Below are 15,442 nucleotides of genomic sequence, written 5' to 3' on the forward strand. Positions count from 1 at the left end.
ATCTTGCGGGGAATCCGTGGTGATTTAACCAATGGCGCGGGGAATAAACCTAAGCGTTAAGCGAATAGGGGATGGCGATGAGTCGCCATTTTAACGGGAGCCGTCGGTGCTTGGTCTGCTGGTCGTCGGGGGGCGAACCGTGTGGACAGGGTGATCGGGCATGAGTGGGTCGCCTCACGTGCTCCGCCTTCACCGGCGGCTCTTCCTTACCTTTCCTCACTGATCCCAAGCTGCTGATTTTAACCATTGCTGCACTTGCACAATGGCGCGTCATGGCGTTTTCTGCGTGTCGGTTCGCACAACGATACACGGGGGCAACGGCAAGCGATGGGCAAGGAATTCCGGCGGGCGGGCAAGGCGCTCACCCTGATGGCGATAGCGACGATGGCACCGATCGCGGCACAGGCCGCGCCGTCTCCCGAACAAGTGGCCGAAGCCGCGCTGCGCGCCGCGCCGGTCTGGGACGGCCATAACGACGTGCCGGAACAGTTGCGCGCGCGGCGCAAGAACATTCTGGCCGGGTTCGACTTCCGCGATACCACGAATAGCGCCGATCCTGCCAAGGACTGGCAGGCCATGCACACGGACCTCACGCGGCTGCGCAAGGGCCATGTGGGCGCGCAATTCTGGTCGGTCTACGTCTCGGCCTCGCTCGACGATCCGCACGCGGTGCAGGCGACGCTCGAACAGATCGACGTCGCCAAGCGCCTGATCGCGACCTACCCGCAGGACATGCAGCTGGCCACCAGCGCCGCCGATGTCGAAAAGGCGATGAAGGCAGGCAAGATCGCCTCGCTGCTCGGCATGGAGGGCGGGCACTCGATCGGCGGTTCGCTGGGCGTACTGCGGCAGATGTACGCGCTGGGCGCGCGCTACATGACGCTCACCCATTTCAAGAACACCGCCTGGGCCGACAGCGCCACCGACAAGCCGGAGCATGACGGCCTCACCGATTTCGGCCGCGATGTGGTGCGCGAGATGCAGCGGATCGGCATTCTCGTCGATCTCAGCCACACCAGCGAGGCGACCATGCGCGCCACTTTGGCCGTGGCGAAAGCGCCGGTGATATTCAGCCACTCGAACGCGCGCGCGATCAACCACCATTCGCGCAATGTCTCGGACCCGGTGCTGAAGGCGCTGGCGGCCAATGGCGGCATCGTCATGGTCAATATCTTCCCGACTTACGTGGTCGAGGAAACCCGCCAGTGGCTCGCCGCGCGCGCCGGGGAAAAGGCGCGTCAGGACGCGCTCAACATCGGCGATCCGGCGGCGGCGGAAGCGGCGCTGAAGGATTGGGAGACCGCGCATCCGATGCCGCGCGGCACGATCAAGGACGTCGCCGACAATATCGATCACATCATCGCCGTGGCCGGGATCGACCATGTCGGCCTTGGCGGCGATTTCGACGGGGTGGAGACCACGGTTGTCGGCATGGAGGATGTTTCGACCTATCCCGCGCTCTTCGCCGAACTGGCGCGGCGGGGCCATTCGCAGGCCGATCTGGAGAAGATTTCGAGCGGCAACATGCTGCGGGTGATGAAGGCCGCCGAAGCTTACGCTGCAGCGCATCGCGGCGATCCGCCGATTGAATCGCCAACGACATTCTGAGGGCGCGAGGGCAAGCGTAAGGCTAACCGAGACTGCCCCCTCAAGACCGGCCCCGAGCCAGCCGTCTCCAAGCTAACGTCGCCTCTCCAAACCCCGCCATCCCCGCAGAGGCGGGGATCCCGCTTCTTCTGTGCAGGGCGCGAGGTCGCTAAGAAGCGGGGCCCCCGCCTGCGCGGGGGCGACGGAGTGGAGGCGACCGCCGCAGCGTACGCCGCAACCCATCGCAGCGATCCGCCAACTGAATCGCCGACAACGTTCTAACAGGCCCGGTTTTTCCGAACGGGAAAACGGCGGCTTATAACCCGTCGCCCCCGCGAAGGCGGGGGCCCCGCTTCCTTTTCAGCACGCAGAGACGCAGAGAAGGCGATGTCGCACGCCCCCTCTGCGTCTCTGCGTGAATCCCAAAAAGCTGGGGCCCCGCCTTCGCGGGGGGCGACGGCGGTGTATGTCGATGGCTCACCATCGATCTAAAACCTTGAGAACGAAACAGGCTAACTGCCCAGCGCATGTTCCTCGGCGGTCACCGGGTCGCCCTGCCGGGGCTGATCCCAGATCGCGCGGCTGATCCAGATCGCGGACATCGCCAGAACGGCCAGGATCAGTCCGAATATCAGCATCCACCGCACCACATGCGGCGTGCTGCCCGAACGGGCTTCGTCGTCGTCGAGGTGAACTTCTTCGCCCAAGCGTTGCATCAAGGCTCTCCCGCAGGCTGGCAGCCTTCAAGGGCTGCCGAAGTGTACAAGTCTATGTACATGGGGCGCGTGTGCCGGGGCCAAGTGGCCACAGTGCATCATGGGCCGACCGATAAACGCGCGTGCATGCTCCCGGGTTCCCGGACGCGTTCTTCAGGCGGCGGGCGGCCGGTCGATCAGGTGCAGCGTGCGCTCGTCGCGGCGGCCCGCGCAGAAGGCATCGAGGGCGCGGGCGAAGCGCTCGTTTCCGGGCGTCTTCCCCGGCCCGGCCGCCGCTTCGAACAGGGTCATCGAACTGCGGAACTTCATCGCGTCGATCTCACCGAGGATGGCGACGGCGCTGCGCTCGCCCGCCCAGCCGAGCATGGTGTCGGTGCATTCGTCCAGCCGCGCGCCCAGCACCGGATGCGCGAGGTAGGCACGGGCTTCGGCAAAGTCCCCAATCGCGTAGCGGCGGGCGGTCTCGCTCCGGCCCAGCCCGGCAATCTGGGGGAACACGAACCACATCCAGTGGCTGCACTTGGCGCCGTTTTCCAGCTCGGCAACGATGTCCGGATAAATGGCCGCCTGCGCCGCGATGAAGCGATCGAGGTCAGTCATTTAGACCGGCGCTCGGAAGCAAGGTCTTCGAAGGTTTCGATTTGTGCGCGGCCGGTTGGTCCAGGCCGTCTTCCTGTTCGACGGCGCGCTCGTTGGACTCGTCCAGCACCCGCATCGCGTGGATCACGCCGATTACCGCAAGCACGACGACGGACAGCGTGAAGCTGAGAAGCAGCACCGTGCGCACCGCCGCCGGCATGGGTTCGACGCGCGGGAGCTGCTGTTTTCGACGCATGTCCTCATGGCGAGCCTCTTTACCGCCTGTGTCCATGGATGCGAATCCCGTTCGTGGGCATCCCTGACCGGAGGCCACATTGCGTGTTCAACGCATTGAGAGACGGGGCGTTCCGTGGGTTTCGGACATAAAAAAGGGCCGGATGCTTCGGCATCCGGCCCTTTCGAAATTCGCGCTGAGGCGGATCAGTCGCGCAGCAGCTCGTTGATGCCGGTCTTCGAGCGGGTCTGCGCGTCGACGGTCTTGACGATCACGGCGCAGTAGAGCGACGGGCCGGGCGTGCCGTCCGGCAGCGGCTTGCCGGGCAGCGAGCCGGGGACGACCACCGAGTAGGGCGGAACCTTGCCGATGTGGACTTCGCCGGTCGCGCGGTCGACGATCTTGGTCGAGGCGCCGAGGAACACGCCCATCGAGATCACCGCGCCTTCGCCGACGACGACGCCTTCGGCCACTTCCGAACGGGCACCGATGAAGCAGTTGTCCTCGATGATGACGGGGCCAGCCTGCAGCGGCTCGAGCACGCCGCCGATGCCGACGCCGCCCGAGATGTGCACGTTCTTGCCGATCTGCGCGCAGGAACCGACGGTGGCCCAGGTGTCGACCATGGTGCCTTCGCCCACATAGGCGCCGATGTTCACGAAGCTCGGCATCAGCACGACGCCCTTCGAGATGAAGGTGCCGCGACGGGCAACCGCGCCCGGAACCACGCGAAAACCGGCCTTGCGGAAGTCTTCGTCGGCCCAGCCGTCGAACTTCACCGGCACCTTGTCGAAGGCAGGCGCGCCGCCGGCGCCGTGGGCGACGGGGGCGTTGTCGTTCAGGCGGAACGAGAGCAGCACGGCCTTCTTCAGCCACTGGTTGACCTTCCAGCCACCGTTGCCGTCCGGCTCGGCGACGCGGGCGGCGCCCGATTCGATCAGGCCGAGCGCTTCGTCGACCAGCTTGCGGACATCCGCGCTGGCGGGAGTGACGGTGTCGCGCGCATCCCAGGCGGCTTCGATCGCGGTTTCGAGTTCGGACATGTTCGCGTCTCCAGAATTCTGTTCGTCCGCGCGCCTAGAAGCTGCGGCCGGGCAGGACAAGTAAGAAGGGTGGGGGAGTGATAAGCATCCCCTCCGCCGCTCTTTAGGTCAGGGCTTCATCAGCTCGCGGACGAAGCCGATCAGGCCGGTCTGGCGCGCGCGGCGCATGCGTTCGGCGGCGAGGATCTTCTTCACCTTCTCGAAGCAGGCCTCGATATCGTCGTTGACGACGACATAGTCGTAACCGTCCCAGTGGCTGATTTCCGAGCGGGCGCGCTCCATGCGGGCGGCGATCACGTCGGCACTGTCGGTGCCGCGGCCGGTCAGGCGGCGGCGCAGTTCATCGATGCTGGGCGGCAGCAGGAACACGCGCACAACGTCGCGTTCGAGCTTCTGGTAAAGCTGCTGCGTGCCCTGCCAGTCGATGTCGAACAGGTAGTCCTGCCCGTCCTTGAGCCCGGCTTTCACGTGCGCCTTGGGGGTGCCGTAGGAATGACCGAACACGGTGGCCCATTCGAGGAACTCGCCCTCGTCCGCCATGTGGTCGAACTCGTCCTGCGAGACGAAAAAGTAGTCCTTGCCATGGACTTCGCCGGGCCGGGGCGGGCGCGTGGTGCAGGAAACCGAGTTGCAGATGTGCGAATCGTGCTCAAGCAACATGCGCGAAATCGTCGTCTTCCCCGCGCCGGAGGGCGAGGACATGATGAGCATAAGGCCGCGCCGGGCCAGCGTATCGGCGGGATTTTCGGGAGAATTGACCATGCACCCCGATGCCGATGCATGACTTGCAAATCAAGAGAGTCTTTGTCGGGTGCGCCTTCGACATCCGTCGAAGGCTTGCGGCACCGGCCCGCTCCCCCACCCGACCTCCCAGAGTCTACCCCTTAGGGAGATTGGGTGGGGGAGCGGGCCGGTGCCGCGGCGAATCTCAGCCTTCCTTGCCGTCCTCGGCCATGTCGGCCAGCGTCCGTTCGCCCCTTGCCCGGGCCTTGCGGGCGCGCGAGCGGTCGTAGAGCGTCTTGGCGGCAAGCCCGCCCACCACCACGATAGCGCCGGGCACCGAAGTCAGTGCGACTCTGGCAAGCAGGCCCTGAACCAGCGACTCGCCCAGCGAGCGGCCCTTGAGGATCGATGCGGCCTTCTTCGGCGCATAGTCCTGCCGCAGCAGCGCATGCTCGACCGCGCGGCGGGCAATGGCAGCGCCGCCGCGCAAGGCGATATCGGCAATGACGAGATTGGTGGCGGGATTGGGGCTGGGGCCATGAAGGTCATCCGCCTTGCCCCTGATCCGGCGCTTTTTTCTGGGCTTTCCGCCCTCGGGAGTGGTCCCGGTAGCAGCATCGGCGGGAGCAGCTACGGCCCCGTTGGCCCGCCGCTCCGTTTCGTCCTCGATCGCACGCTGCAATTTACCCGAGGCCATCGTTCCGCCTTCCCGGGCTGCCGTGCCCGCTGCGTTACTTCTTTTTCCCGAAGTCGACCGAAACGACGTTCGAACCGTCTTCACTGGGAGTAATGCGCGCGGCGACGTCCCGTTCCGCGTCGTTACCGGGTTCCACGGTGGGTTCATCGTCGAACTCGTCGTCCGAGATCGCCTGGAACTGGAGCCCGAAGTCCACCGCCGGATCGACGAAAGCGGTGATCGCCGAGAACGGCACCACCAGATTCGACGGCCGCTGGTTGAAGCTAAGGCTGACCGAAAAGCCCTGCTCACCCACCGAAAGGTCCCAGAACTTGTTCTGAAGCACGATCGTCATCTCGTCCGGGAATCGGGCGCGCAACTCTGTGGGAATCGAGACTCCCGGCGCTCCGGTCTTGAACGTGATGTAGAAGTGATGGCCCCCCGGAAGGTTGCCGCCAGAGGCTTCGACCTGGCCTAGCACGCGGCCGACGACGGCGCGCAGGGCCTCCTGGACGATCTCGTCGTAGGGGATCAGGCTGTCTTGAGGCGTATCGTTCATCGCGCCCTAGGTGCTTATGCTTCACCGGTCGGTCAAGCATGTTCGACTATAAAATAGCATAACCCGTCGGGTTTTCCCTAGGTCGTTTTGAGGGAAGGGCCGTGCAGGGGATGATTTGCGGGAACGAAGATTGCTTGCGCGGGCGGCCATGCGCACAATTGATTCCGTGCGACAGAGGTCTATAGGCCCTTCGCATGCGCACCGCCTCGATCAATCGCAAGACCCACGAGACCCAGATTGCGGTCTCGGTCAATCTCGACGGCACCGGGACTTATGACGTCTCGACCGGGATCGGATTCCTCGATCACATGATCGAGCAGTTCTCGCGCCATTCGTTGATCGACATCACCTGCCATATCCAGGGCGACCTCCACGTGGACCAGCACCACACGACCGAGGACAGCGCCATCGCCATCGGCCAGGCCATCAGCCAGGCGCTGGGCGACAAGGCCGGAATCGGCCGTTACGGCGATGTCCACTCGCCCATGGACGAGGCGCTTTCGCGCGTCTCGCTCGACATTTCGGGCCGTCCCTATCTGGTCTGGAAGGCCGAATTCACCCAGCCCAAGCTGGGCGAGTTCGACACCGAGCTGGTCGAACACTGGTTCCATTCGATTTCGCAGGCCGTGGGCATCACGCTCCATATCGAGCAGCTTTACGGCACCAACAACCACCACATCTGCGAAGGCATCTTCAAGGGCTTTGCCCGTGCGATGCGTTCGGCGGTGGAACTGGACCCGCGCAAGGGCGGGGCAATCCCCTCGACCAAGGGCATTCTCGGCGGAGACACTCTCTAATGGCACTCTTCATCTTCTCGCTGCGCTACATTGCGCCCGTCGAACAGGTCGATGCGCTGCTGGACGAGCACGTGGACTGGCTGCGCGCCAACCACGCCGCCGGTCGCTTCGTCGGCTGGGGCCGCAAGGTTCCGCGTGAAGGCGGCATCATCCTGGCCAAGGGCGACAGCCGCGAGGCGATGGTCGCACTGGCTGCCACCGATCCCTTCGTGGCCGGCGTCGTCGCCGAAGTCGAAGTGATCGAATGGGCGCCGGGCTTCCTGGACGACAGCGTGGCCGGTCTGGCCGGATGACGGGAGGCAGGCAGACTCTGGCGCTGATCGATTACGGCGCGGGTAACCTGCATTCGGTGGCCAACGCGCTGCACGCGGCCGGGGCCGAGAACGTGGCGATCACGGCGAATCCCGATGTCGTGCGCGCGGCGGACCGCATCGTGCTGCCGGGCGTGGGCTCGTTCCGTGCCTGCGCCGAAGGGCTCTGGGGCATTCCCGGCATGGTCGAGGCGATGAACGAGCGCGTTCACGTGGGCGGCGCACCGTTCCTCGGCATCTGCGTGGGCATGCAGTTGCTCGCCACGCGCGGGCTGGAGCATGGCGTGACCAAGGGGCTCGACTGGATCGGCGGGCAAGTCCAGCTGATCGAGCGCACCGATCCCGCGATCAAGATCCCGCACATGGGCTGGAACGATGTGTCGCTGGGCCGCAAGGACCCGGCGCAGGGCCTGATCGATCCGGGCGAGGCCTATTTCCTGCACTCCTACCACTTCCAGCCCGACGACGGCGCGCATGTGGCGGCGATGACCGATCATGGTGGCGGGCTCGTCGCGGCGGTGGCGAAGGACAATGTCGTGGGCGTGCAGTTCCACCCGGAAAAGAGCCAGGCTTACGGGCTTTCGCTGCTGGCGCGGTTTCTGGAATGGAAGCCGTGAGCGCGCCTTGCCTCAGGGGGCTTCGACAAGCTCAGCCTGAGCGGGACTCAAGCGGTGCTTTGCCGGGAAATCCGGAATACTCCCAAAATCCGCTCAGGCTGAGCTTGTCGAAGCCCATCCGCTGCCCTCAGACCCTCAGGATCGCAAGATGATCGTATTCCCCGCCATCGACCTCAAGCAAGGTCAGGTCGTGCGCCTTGCCGAAGGCGATATGGACCGCGCCACCGTCTACGGAGACAACCCGGCCGCGCAGGCCATGATGTTTGCCGAGGCGGGCTCGCAGTACCTCCACGTGGTCGATCTCGACGGTTCCTTCGCGGGCCGGGCCGAGAACCGCGAGGCGGTGGAAGCTATCCTTGAGGCGTTCCCCGGCCACGTCCAGCTCGGCGGTGGCATCCGTACCCGCGAAGCGGTCGCGGGCTGGTTCGACCTTGGCGTCAGCCGCATCGTCATGGGCACCGCCGCGCTGAAGGACCCGCAGTTCGTCAAGGACATGGCGAAGGAATATCCCGGCGGCATCGTCGTCGCCGTGGACGCGCGCGACGGCATGGTCGCGACCGAGGGCTGGGCGGAAGTCTCCGACGTGTCCATCGTCGACATGGCCCGCCGGTTCGAGGACGCGGGCGTCGCCAGCCTGCTGTTCACCGACATCGGCCGCGACGGCCTGCTCAAGGGCTGCAATATCGAGGCGACCGTCGATCTCGCCCGCCAGACCGACCTGCCGGTGATCGCCAGCGGCGGCGTGAAGGGCCTCGACGATATCCGCATGCTGGCGCTCCATGCCCGCGACGGGATCGAAGGCGTCATCACCGGCCGCGCGCTCTACGACGGGCGTCTGGACCTTGCCGCCGCCATCCAGATGGCCGAGCGCGAGGGGTGAGCCTGCGGTTGATCGGTGCCATAGGTCTCTGCGTTGGCCTGCTAAGCGCGAAGGCTCAGCTGTCCGGGTTTCGCGAAGGGCGGATCAGCCGCTTCGATGTGCGCCGCGACAGCGCGCCGCTGCTCTTCTGGGCCTTTACTACGGTCAATGCCGCGCTCGTCGCGCTGATCGTGGTCTTCGGCGCCGCCATGGTATTCCGGCCATGAACGACGCGCGCGTGGCGGGAATCATGGCGCTGGCCGTGCTTCTCTATTCGGTATGGCTGACGGTGCAGGACTGGCGGGAGGGCAAGGCCCGCCTGCTGATCTTCAGCCGTCGCCGCAATCCGGTCTCGATCGAGCGGGCCACCGATCCGCGCCGCTTCCAGCACTATTGCGCGTTCAATGCGGCGGTCTATCTGGTGGGGATCGCCGGCAGTCTCTATCTCATCATCAAGCCCCAAGGGTGATTTCATGACCGTTCGTATCCGCGTCATCCCCTGCCTCGACGTTGCCAATGGGCGCGTGGTGAAGGGCGTGAACTTCGTCGACCTGATCGATGCCGGCGATCCGGTCGAGCAGGCGCGCGCCTATGATAGGGCGGGCGCGGACGAGCTGTGCTTCCTCGACATTTCCGCCAGCCACGAAGGGCGCGGCACCTTGCTCGACGTGGTGCAGCGCACGGCCGAGGTCTGCTTCATGCCGCTCACCGTCGGCGGCGGCGTGCGTGCGGTGGAGGATGCCCGCGCGCTGCTGCTGGCCGGCGCGGACAAGGTGGCGGTGAATTCCGCCGCCGTCTCGCGCCCCGAAGTGGTGGCCGACATTGCCGAGCGGTTCGGCTCGCAGTGCATCGTCGCCTCGGTGGATGCCCGCAAGGTGGCGCCGGGCAAGTGGGAGATATTCACCCACGGCGGCCGCAAGGCGACCGGGATCGATGCGCTCGAACACGCGGTGAAGCTGGCCGATTACGGCGCGGGCGAACTGCTCGTCACCTCGATGGACGGGGACGGTACGCAGAACGGTTACGACCTCGAACTGACGCGCCTGATCGCGGAGAGCGTCTCGGTGCCGGTGATCGCCAGCGGCGGGGTCGGCAATCTCGACCACCTTGTGGCGGGCGTGACCGAGGGCAAGGCGAGCGCGGTGCTGGCCGCCTCGATCTTCCACTTCGGCAAGCACTCGATTTCGGAAGCGCACGCCGCCCTGCGGGCGGCAGGGCTTCCGGCGCGGGGTTAGATCGTAACCATTCGCTAAATAGCTGGCCCGTAACGGGACGGTGCCCCATGACAGCTTGCCGGACGGGCCGCGGGCCCGCAATCGTTAGCAGCCTGTTGGAATTGCCGGAGTCCCCCCGTTGCCGCGCTTGACCTGCCATTTCTGTCTGATCGCGGCGGCCGTGCTTGCGCCCAGCCCCGCGTTCGCTGCCGACGTTGCCGTCCTGCCCGAACCGAGCGGCCTTGTGCTGCTGGGCATCGGCGTCGCCGGGGTCTGGCTCGGCCGCCGTTTTTCGCGCGGCAAGGACAAGGATTAAGAGGTCCGGGGCCGCGACTGAGGGCCCGCCACGCTTGACCCGGCGCGCGCGCTTGCGCATGGCTGCGCGCCATGAGCAGCTCTGACACTCTGGCCCGCCTCGAAGCGACCATCGCCGCGCGCCGCGATGCCGATCCCGCGTCCAGCTACGTGGCGAAGCTCCACGCCAAGGGTCTGGGCAAGATTGCGCAGAAACTCGGCGAGGAAGCGACCGAGACGGTGATCGCCGCGTTGACCGAGGACGCGCAGGCGCTCACCGGAGAGGCGGCGGACCTGATTTTTCACCTCATGGTGCTGCTAGGTGCCCGCAATGTACCGTTAGGTGCCGTTCTCGCCGAGCTTGACCGGCGCGAGGGAATCTCGGGAATTGCCGAGAAGGCCGCCCGCCCCAACGACTGAACCAGCGGAGACAGTGATGCCGATCGATCCCCGTCAGCCCTACGACGATGCCAATATCTTCGCGAAGATCCTGCGCGGCGAACTGCCGTGCAGCAAGGTCTATGAGGACGAATTCGCGCTTGCTTTCAATGATATCCGCCCGCAGGCGCCGGTCCACGTACTGGTGATCCCCAAGGGACGCTACGTTTCGTGGGACGATTTCACCGCCAAGGCCGACGATGCCGAGATCGCCGGTTTCATGCGCTCAGTGGGCAATGTCACCCGGCAGCTCGAACTCGACGGGCCGGGCTACCGCCTGCTGGTCAACATGGGCACCAACGGACATCAGGAAGTGCCGCATCTGCACGTCCACATTTTCGGCGGCCGCCAGTTCTTCCAGATGATCGCGGATTGAGGATTTTTGGGGGATAACCGGGGAATTCACCCCGGTCCCAGGCCGTCAGAACGGCAATCTCCCCCCTTGGGGTTCCCAGCGCGGGCCCCTGCCGTTACACAACCGCCCGGATGAGCGACGATCCCCAATCTCCAGATCCCCGGCCCCAGAGCGGCAGCTTCGACGGCCCGGTGCATCGCTACGCCCTGCGCGTGTTCTACGAGGACACCGACGCCGGCGGGGTGGTCTATCACGCCAACTACATCCGCTGGTTCGAGCGCGCCCGCTCGGACCTGCTCGACCTGCTCGACATCGACCAGCGCGCCGCTCTGGAATCGGGCGAGGGGCTCTACACGGTAGCGGAAGTCAACATTCGCTACCTTTCGCCCGCCCGCCTTGGCGACGGCGTGGTGATCGATACCCACGCCCTGCAAGTCGGCCGGGTCAGCTGCACGCTGCGCCAGGTCGCGCGGCGCGGAAAAACCCGGCTTGCCGAAGCCACGGTAAAGGTCGGGTTCATCAGCCCTGAAGGACGACCGCGCAGGCAACCCGAGGCCTGGCAACAGGCCTTCGCCCAGATCCTCCAAAGCTCCTCGCAGGACTTTAAGACTGGCCCGGAAGGACTAGAATGACGTTCGAAATGCTCGCCTCCGCCATCTCCATCGGCAGCGATTCCAATCACCTGAACCCGGTCAAGCTGTTCCTCGACGCCGACATCGTCGTGCAGGCGATCATGGTCGGCCTGCTGCTCGCGAGCCTCTGGGTCTGGACGATCATCATCGGCTTCACCCTGCGCATGGGCAGCGTTTCGCGCGCGGCCGAAGACTATGAGGAAGGCTTCTGGGAGGCCCAGAACTTCGAGGCCTACCAGAAGGACCGCCGCCGCGGCGACGTGCCGATGGGCAAGGTTGCGGGTGCGGGTCTGGCCGAATGGCGCCGCAATGCCGCGATGAAGAAGCTCGATTCCGAAGGCGCGCGCGAACGCATCGCGCTGGCCATGAGCTCCTCCGTCGGCGAAGAGGCTGACAATCTGGCGGCACGCCTGAACTTCCTGGCGACGGTGGGTTCGGTGGCTCCGTTCGTGGGCCTGTTCGGCACCGTCTGGGGCATCATGAACAGCTTCTTCCAGATCGGCCAGCAGCAGAATTCCTCGCTCGCAGTGGTCGCGCCCGGCATTTCGGAGGCGCTGTTCGCCACTGCCATCGGCCTGTTCGCGGCGATCCCGGCGGTGATTGCCTACAACCGCTTCTCGCACCGCGTGAACCTGTTCGAATCGCGCATGCAGCGCTTTGCGGACAAGCTGCACTCTGCGCTCACCCGTGAGCTGGAGCAGCGCTGATGGCGATGGGAATGTCCGGCGGAGGAGGCAGGCGAGGGAGCCGTCGCAGCGGCGGCGGCCGCACGCCGATGGCCGAAATCAACGTGACGCCGCTGGTCGACGTCATGCTGGTGCTGCTGATCATCTTCATGGTCACCGCGCCGCTGATGAAGGCGGCCGTGCCGATCGACCTGCCAGACAGCCGAGCCAATGCGACCAGTGACGACAACGACCAGATCACCATCTCGATCAAGCGCGACGGCACGGTCTATTACGAGACGGACGCGCTGGCGGCGGGCGAACTGGCTGAGCGGCTTGCTGCCGTACCCGCCGATGTGGACGGCAAGAAGCCGCAGGTGACCCTGCGCGCCGACAAGTCGCTCGACTATGGCCGGGTGATGGAAGTCATGGGCGAGCTCAACCATGCCGGGTTCACCCAGATCGCGCTGGTGACGGGTGTCAGCGGCGGTTCAGGCAACTGAGCTAGGCTGATCAGGATGGCAACTCAGGGACTACGCAAGGAAGAGGGGCTGGGCCTCGCGGTAGCGCTTGCGCTGCATGCGGCGGTTCTGGCCGCGCTTCTGCTGCACCCGGCCAAGCCGCCCGTCGTCGAGCCGCCGAAGCGGATCGAAGTGACGTTGAGCGACAATGTCGGCCCGACCTCGACTTCTCCCAACCCCAACGAGCAGGCCGCTCCGGATGTGGCGCCGCAACTGGGCGAAGCCGCGCCGGCTCCTGCCCCTGCCCCGGCGCCCGAACCGGAGCCACAGCCAGAGCCGCAACCGGCACCGCCACCCAAGCCGACGCCGCAGCCCAAGCCGGTTCCGCCGGCTCCGGTGCCCAAGTCGACTCCCAAGCCTGTGCCCAAGCCCATCCCGAAGCCTGTGCCTAAGCCGGTCCAGAAGCCCGAGCCGAAGCCCGCTCCGGTTCCGCCTGTGAAGGCGCCGCCCAAGCCTGCGCCGAAGCCGGTTGCCAAGCCCGCCCCGCAAACGCCGCCGCGCAAGAGCCCGATCGACCAGATCCTCAAGGGTATGGACCATTCGGCCAATACTGCCGGCAAGGCCGCTACGCCGCCGAAGCAGGCGGGCGGTACGCGCGTCGGTTCGGACTTCCTTTCGGGCGTTTCGGGCGCGACGAGCACTCAGGGCAAGGGTGCGCCCGCCGCCGCTCTCGGTCCGCAAGTCCGCTCGGCCCTGTCGGGGGCGATTACCCGCCAGCTCAAGCCGCACTGGAATCCGCCAGACGGCGCCGATGCCGACCAGCTGGTGACGATCCTCTCGTTCAACCTGAATCCGGACGGCAGCCTTGCCGGCAGGCCGACGGTCGTGCGCCAGATGGGCATCACCGACGCCAACCGCGCGCAGGCGCAGCGCCATGCCGAACAGGCGATCCGGGCGGTGCAGCTCGCTTCGCCTTTCAATCTCCCCTCGGAATATTACGATGCGTGGAAACGCGTTTCGTCCTTCCGCTTCGACCTGAGGCTTTCGCAATGACTTCTCGTCCTCTTACGCTCGTCCTGTCGTTCGCTCTGGCTTCGGCCGCGCCGGTCTATGGGGTCTATGCACAATCGCAGCCGGCGCCCGCGCAGCCGGTTCCGGCCCAGTCGGCGCCTGCGCAGGGCGCTCAGGCCGATCAAGGTCTTGATGCCGATGATGGCGGCCTGACCGGCTCGGTCTCGGCCGATGGTGCCTGGCAGGATCTGGGCATCGCGATCACCAATTTCGCCACCGACAACGACGTGCCCACGCAGACCAATGCCGGTTCCACCGGCGCGCTGGGCCGTGCGCTGTCGCAAGTGGTCGCCTCGGACCTTCGCAACAACGGCCTGTTCAAGCCTTCGGGCCCGGATGGCCTGCCGCAGCCGGCCTATCCGCAGGTCCAATCGCCCGACTATCCCGTCTGGTCCGCCCGCAACGCCAACATGCTGGTGCAGGGCTATGTGCGCGCGGGTGCGGACGGTAATCTGACGATCGGCTGCTACCTCTACGACGTCCAGCTGAAGCAGCAGCTGATCAAGGGTGGCTGGCAGGTGGGTGCCTCGGACTGGCGCCGCGCCGCGCACAAGTGCGCCGACATGGTCTATTCGCGCCTCTCGGGCGAAAGCCCGTTCTTCGATTCCAAGATCGCCTACATCGCCGAGACCGGTCCCAAGGACCATCGCATGAAGCGTCTGGCGATCATGGATTCGGACGGTGCCAATCACCGCTACCTGACCAGCGGGCAGGCCACCGCGCTCACCCCGCGCTATTCGCCGGACTATTCGAAGATCCTCTACTTGTCCTATCTCAACGGGCAGCCGAGCATCTATGTCTACGACCTTGCCAGCGATACGCAGAAGCTGATCGCGCGCACTGGCAACCCCACGATGGCGCCGCGCTGGTCGCCTGACGGCAAGTGGATCCTCTATTCGATGGCGAGCGGCGGCAATACCGACATCTACCGCATCTCGTCGAACGGCGGCACGGCGACCCGGCTGACCAATACGCCCGGCATCTCGATCGGCGGCTCCTACTCGCCCGACGGCAGCAAGATCGTGTTCGAGAGCGACCGTTCGGGCTCGCAGCAGATCTACGTGATGAACGCCGACGGTTCGGAGCAGCACCGCATCAGCTTCTTCGGCGGCCGTTCGGCGACGCCCGAGTGGAGCCCGCGCGGAGACCAGATCTCGTTCACGCATATCGCCGGCAACTTGCGCGTCGCGGTGATGAACCCAAATGGCGGCGGCATGCGCTACCTGACCAATTCGTGGCAGGACGAAGCGCCGACCTGGTCGCCCAACGGCCGCATCGTCCAGTTCTTCCGGACCGAGAAGGGCTCCGGCCGAAGCTCGATCTGGCAGGTCGACCTTACCGGCAAGAACGAGCGCAAGCTGCCGACCCCGGTGGGCGCCTCGGATCCGGCTTGGGGCCCGGTACGCCCCTGATCCGCATTTTCGCTGCGACCTGAGCCTGTTGCCGGCCATCCGGTCGGCATTCGTTCAGGTTGACAGTGTTTAAAATTACACGGAACTTCAACAGACGCAGGCCATTTTATCGGCTGCGCACCACAGGAGATTGCCTAATGCCTGCCCTCATGTCCGCCATGCCTATGCGACGTGGCAAGACCGGATACGTGAAGACCG

23 protein-coding genes are annotated in these 15,442 nt (G+C 65.6%); 16 read left to right on the plus strand and 7 right to left on the minus strand.

Features of this window, described 5'->3' with window-relative positions:
• Positions 1-327: 327 nt before the first annotated feature.
• Positions 328-1,608, plus strand: a complete 1,281-nt coding sequence (locus AC1VVK_RS11900; RefSeq protein WP_482903147.1) for a dipeptidase — start codon at positions 328-330, stop codon at positions 1,606-1,608.
• A 491-nt stretch (positions 1,609-2,099) separates the two neighbouring features.
• On the opposite strand, the gene AC1VVK_RS11905 is transcribed toward AC1VVK_RS11900, so the two are convergent.
• The 7 genes from AC1VVK_RS11905 to AC1VVK_RS11935 all read right to left on the minus strand — a co-directional run bounded on the left by AC1VVK_RS11905 (position 2,100) and on the right by AC1VVK_RS11935 (position 6,118).
• Positions 2,100-2,303, minus strand: coding sequence for a hypothetical protein (locus AC1VVK_RS11905; protein WP_132388431.1), 204 nt, complete (start codon positions 2,301-2,303; stop codon positions 2,100-2,102).
• Positions 2,304-2,456: 153 nt separating this feature from the next.
• Entirely contained in the window at positions 2,457-2,903 is a 447-nt protein-coding gene (locus AC1VVK_RS11910) for a DUF1810 domain-containing protein (RefSeq protein ID WP_482903148.1), read from the minus strand.
• A complete protein-coding gene (locus tag AC1VVK_RS11915; protein WP_482903149.1) occupies positions 2,896-3,174 on the minus strand; it encodes a hypothetical protein in 279 nt (92 codons plus the stop codon). The genes AC1VVK_RS11910 and AC1VVK_RS11915 overlap by 8 nt, the downstream gene beginning before the upstream one ends.
• Before the next feature lie 149 nt (positions 3,175-3,323).
• Complete coding sequence (gene dapD / locus AC1VVK_RS11920) at positions 3,324-4,160, minus strand: 2,3,4,5-tetrahydropyridine-2,6-dicarboxylate N-succinyltransferase (RefSeq protein WP_132388437.1); 837 nt, start codon at positions 4,158-4,160, stop codon at positions 3,324-3,326.
• Positions 4,161-4,268: 108 nt separating this feature from the next.
• Positions 4,269-4,922 (minus strand): guanylate kinase, encoded by a 654-nt coding sequence (gmk, locus tag AC1VVK_RS11925; protein WP_482903150.1) that lies wholly within the window; start codon positions 4,920-4,922, stop codon positions 4,269-4,271.
• 166 nt (positions 4,923-5,088) lie between these two features.
• Complete coding sequence (locus tag AC1VVK_RS11930) at positions 5,089-5,580, minus strand: hypothetical protein (RefSeq protein ID WP_482903151.1); 492 nt, start codon at positions 5,578-5,580, stop codon at positions 5,089-5,091.
• A 34-nt stretch (positions 5,581-5,614) separates the two neighbouring features.
• Positions 5,615-6,118, minus strand: a complete 504-nt coding sequence (locus AC1VVK_RS11935) for an SspB family protein (RefSeq protein ID WP_132388443.1) — start codon at positions 6,116-6,118, stop codon at positions 5,615-5,617.
• Positions 6,119-6,312: 194 nt separating this feature from the next.
• Between AC1VVK_RS11935 and hisB the strand changes: the two genes are divergently transcribed.
• The 15 genes from hisB (at position 6,313) to tolB (ending at position 15,244) form a co-directional block, all read left to right on the plus strand.
• The gene (gene hisB / locus AC1VVK_RS11940) at positions 6,313-6,915 is read left to right on the plus strand and encodes an imidazoleglycerol-phosphate dehydratase HisB (RefSeq protein ID WP_132388445.1); all 603 of its coding nucleotides are present in this window, start codon (positions 6,313-6,315) and stop codon (positions 6,913-6,915) included.
• The gene (locus tag AC1VVK_RS11945; protein ID WP_132388447.1) at positions 6,915-7,208 is read left to right on the plus strand and encodes a YciI family protein; all 294 of its coding nucleotides are present in this window, start codon (positions 6,915-6,917) and stop codon (positions 7,206-7,208) included. The genes hisB and AC1VVK_RS11945 overlap by 1 nt, the downstream gene beginning before the upstream one ends.
• Positions 7,205-7,843: an imidazole glycerol phosphate synthase subunit HisH gene (hisH, locus tag AC1VVK_RS11950; RefSeq protein WP_132388449.1), complete on the plus strand. Its 639-nt coding sequence runs from the start codon at positions 7,205-7,207 to the stop codon at positions 7,841-7,843. The genes AC1VVK_RS11945 and hisH overlap by 4 nt, the downstream gene beginning before the upstream one ends.
• A 148-nt stretch (positions 7,844-7,991) precedes the next feature.
• The gene (hisA, locus tag AC1VVK_RS11955; RefSeq protein WP_132388451.1) at positions 7,992-8,723 is read left to right on the plus strand and encodes a 1-(5-phosphoribosyl)-5-[(5-phosphoribosylamino)methylideneamino]imidazole-4-carboxamide isomerase; all 732 of its coding nucleotides are present in this window, start codon (positions 7,992-7,994) and stop codon (positions 8,721-8,723) included.
• Positions 8,724-8,731: 8 nt separating this feature from the next.
• A complete protein-coding gene (locus tag AC1VVK_RS11960) occupies positions 8,732-8,929 on the plus strand; it encodes a hypothetical protein (protein ID WP_482903152.1) in 198 nt (65 codons plus the stop codon).
• The gene (locus AC1VVK_RS11965; protein WP_132388453.1) at positions 8,926-9,171 is read left to right on the plus strand and encodes a hypothetical protein; all 246 of its coding nucleotides are present in this window, start codon (positions 8,926-8,928) and stop codon (positions 9,169-9,171) included. The genes AC1VVK_RS11960 and AC1VVK_RS11965 overlap by 4 nt, the downstream gene beginning before the upstream one ends.
• A gap of 4 nt (positions 9,172-9,175) precedes the next feature.
• Entirely contained in the window at positions 9,176-9,937 is a 762-nt protein-coding gene (hisF, locus tag AC1VVK_RS11970) for an imidazole glycerol phosphate synthase subunit HisF (protein ID WP_132388455.1), read from the plus strand.
• 118 nt (positions 9,938-10,055) lie between these two features.
• Positions 10,056-10,232 carry a PEP-CTERM sorting domain-containing protein gene (locus tag AC1VVK_RS11975; RefSeq protein WP_243652594.1) on the plus strand — a complete coding sequence of 59 codons (177 nt, stop codon included), beginning with the start codon at positions 10,056-10,058 and terminating at the stop codon, positions 10,230-10,232.
• Between the two features lie 71 nt (positions 10,233-10,303).
• A complete protein-coding gene (locus AC1VVK_RS11980) occupies positions 10,304-10,630 on the plus strand; it encodes a phosphoribosyl-ATP diphosphatase (RefSeq protein ID WP_132388457.1) in 327 nt (108 codons plus the stop codon).
• A 16-nt stretch (positions 10,631-10,646) separates the two neighbouring features.
• Complete coding sequence (locus AC1VVK_RS11985; protein WP_132388459.1) at positions 10,647-11,024, plus strand: histidine triad nucleotide-binding protein; 378 nt, start codon at positions 10,647-10,649, stop codon at positions 11,022-11,024.
• A gap of 110 nt (positions 11,025-11,134) precedes the next feature.
• Positions 11,135-11,635, plus strand: a complete 501-nt coding sequence (locus AC1VVK_RS11990) for a YbgC/FadM family acyl-CoA thioesterase (protein ID WP_132388461.1) — start codon at positions 11,135-11,137, stop codon at positions 11,633-11,635.
• Complete coding sequence (gene tolQ / locus AC1VVK_RS11995) at positions 11,632-12,342, plus strand: protein TolQ (protein WP_482903153.1); 711 nt, start codon at positions 11,632-11,634, stop codon at positions 12,340-12,342. Before AC1VVK_RS11990 ends, tolQ begins: the two co-directional genes overlap by 4 nt.
• A complete protein-coding gene (tolR, locus tag AC1VVK_RS12000; RefSeq protein ID WP_482903154.1) occupies positions 12,342-12,803 on the plus strand; it encodes a protein TolR in 462 nt (153 codons plus the stop codon). Before tolQ ends, tolR begins: the two co-directional genes overlap by 1 nt.
• Positions 12,804-12,818: 15 nt before the next feature.
• A complete protein-coding gene (locus tag AC1VVK_RS12005) occupies positions 12,819-13,814 on the plus strand; it encodes a hypothetical protein (protein WP_482903155.1) in 996 nt (331 codons plus the stop codon).
• Complete coding sequence (gene tolB, locus AC1VVK_RS12010) at positions 13,811-15,244, plus strand: Tol-Pal system beta propeller repeat protein TolB (protein WP_482903156.1); 1,434 nt, start codon at positions 13,811-13,813, stop codon at positions 15,242-15,244. Before AC1VVK_RS12005 ends, tolB begins: the two co-directional genes overlap by 4 nt.
• Positions 15,245-15,442: the final 198 nt, after the last annotated feature.

Source organism: Novosphingobium sp. BL-S-32 (assembly GCF_056857055.1).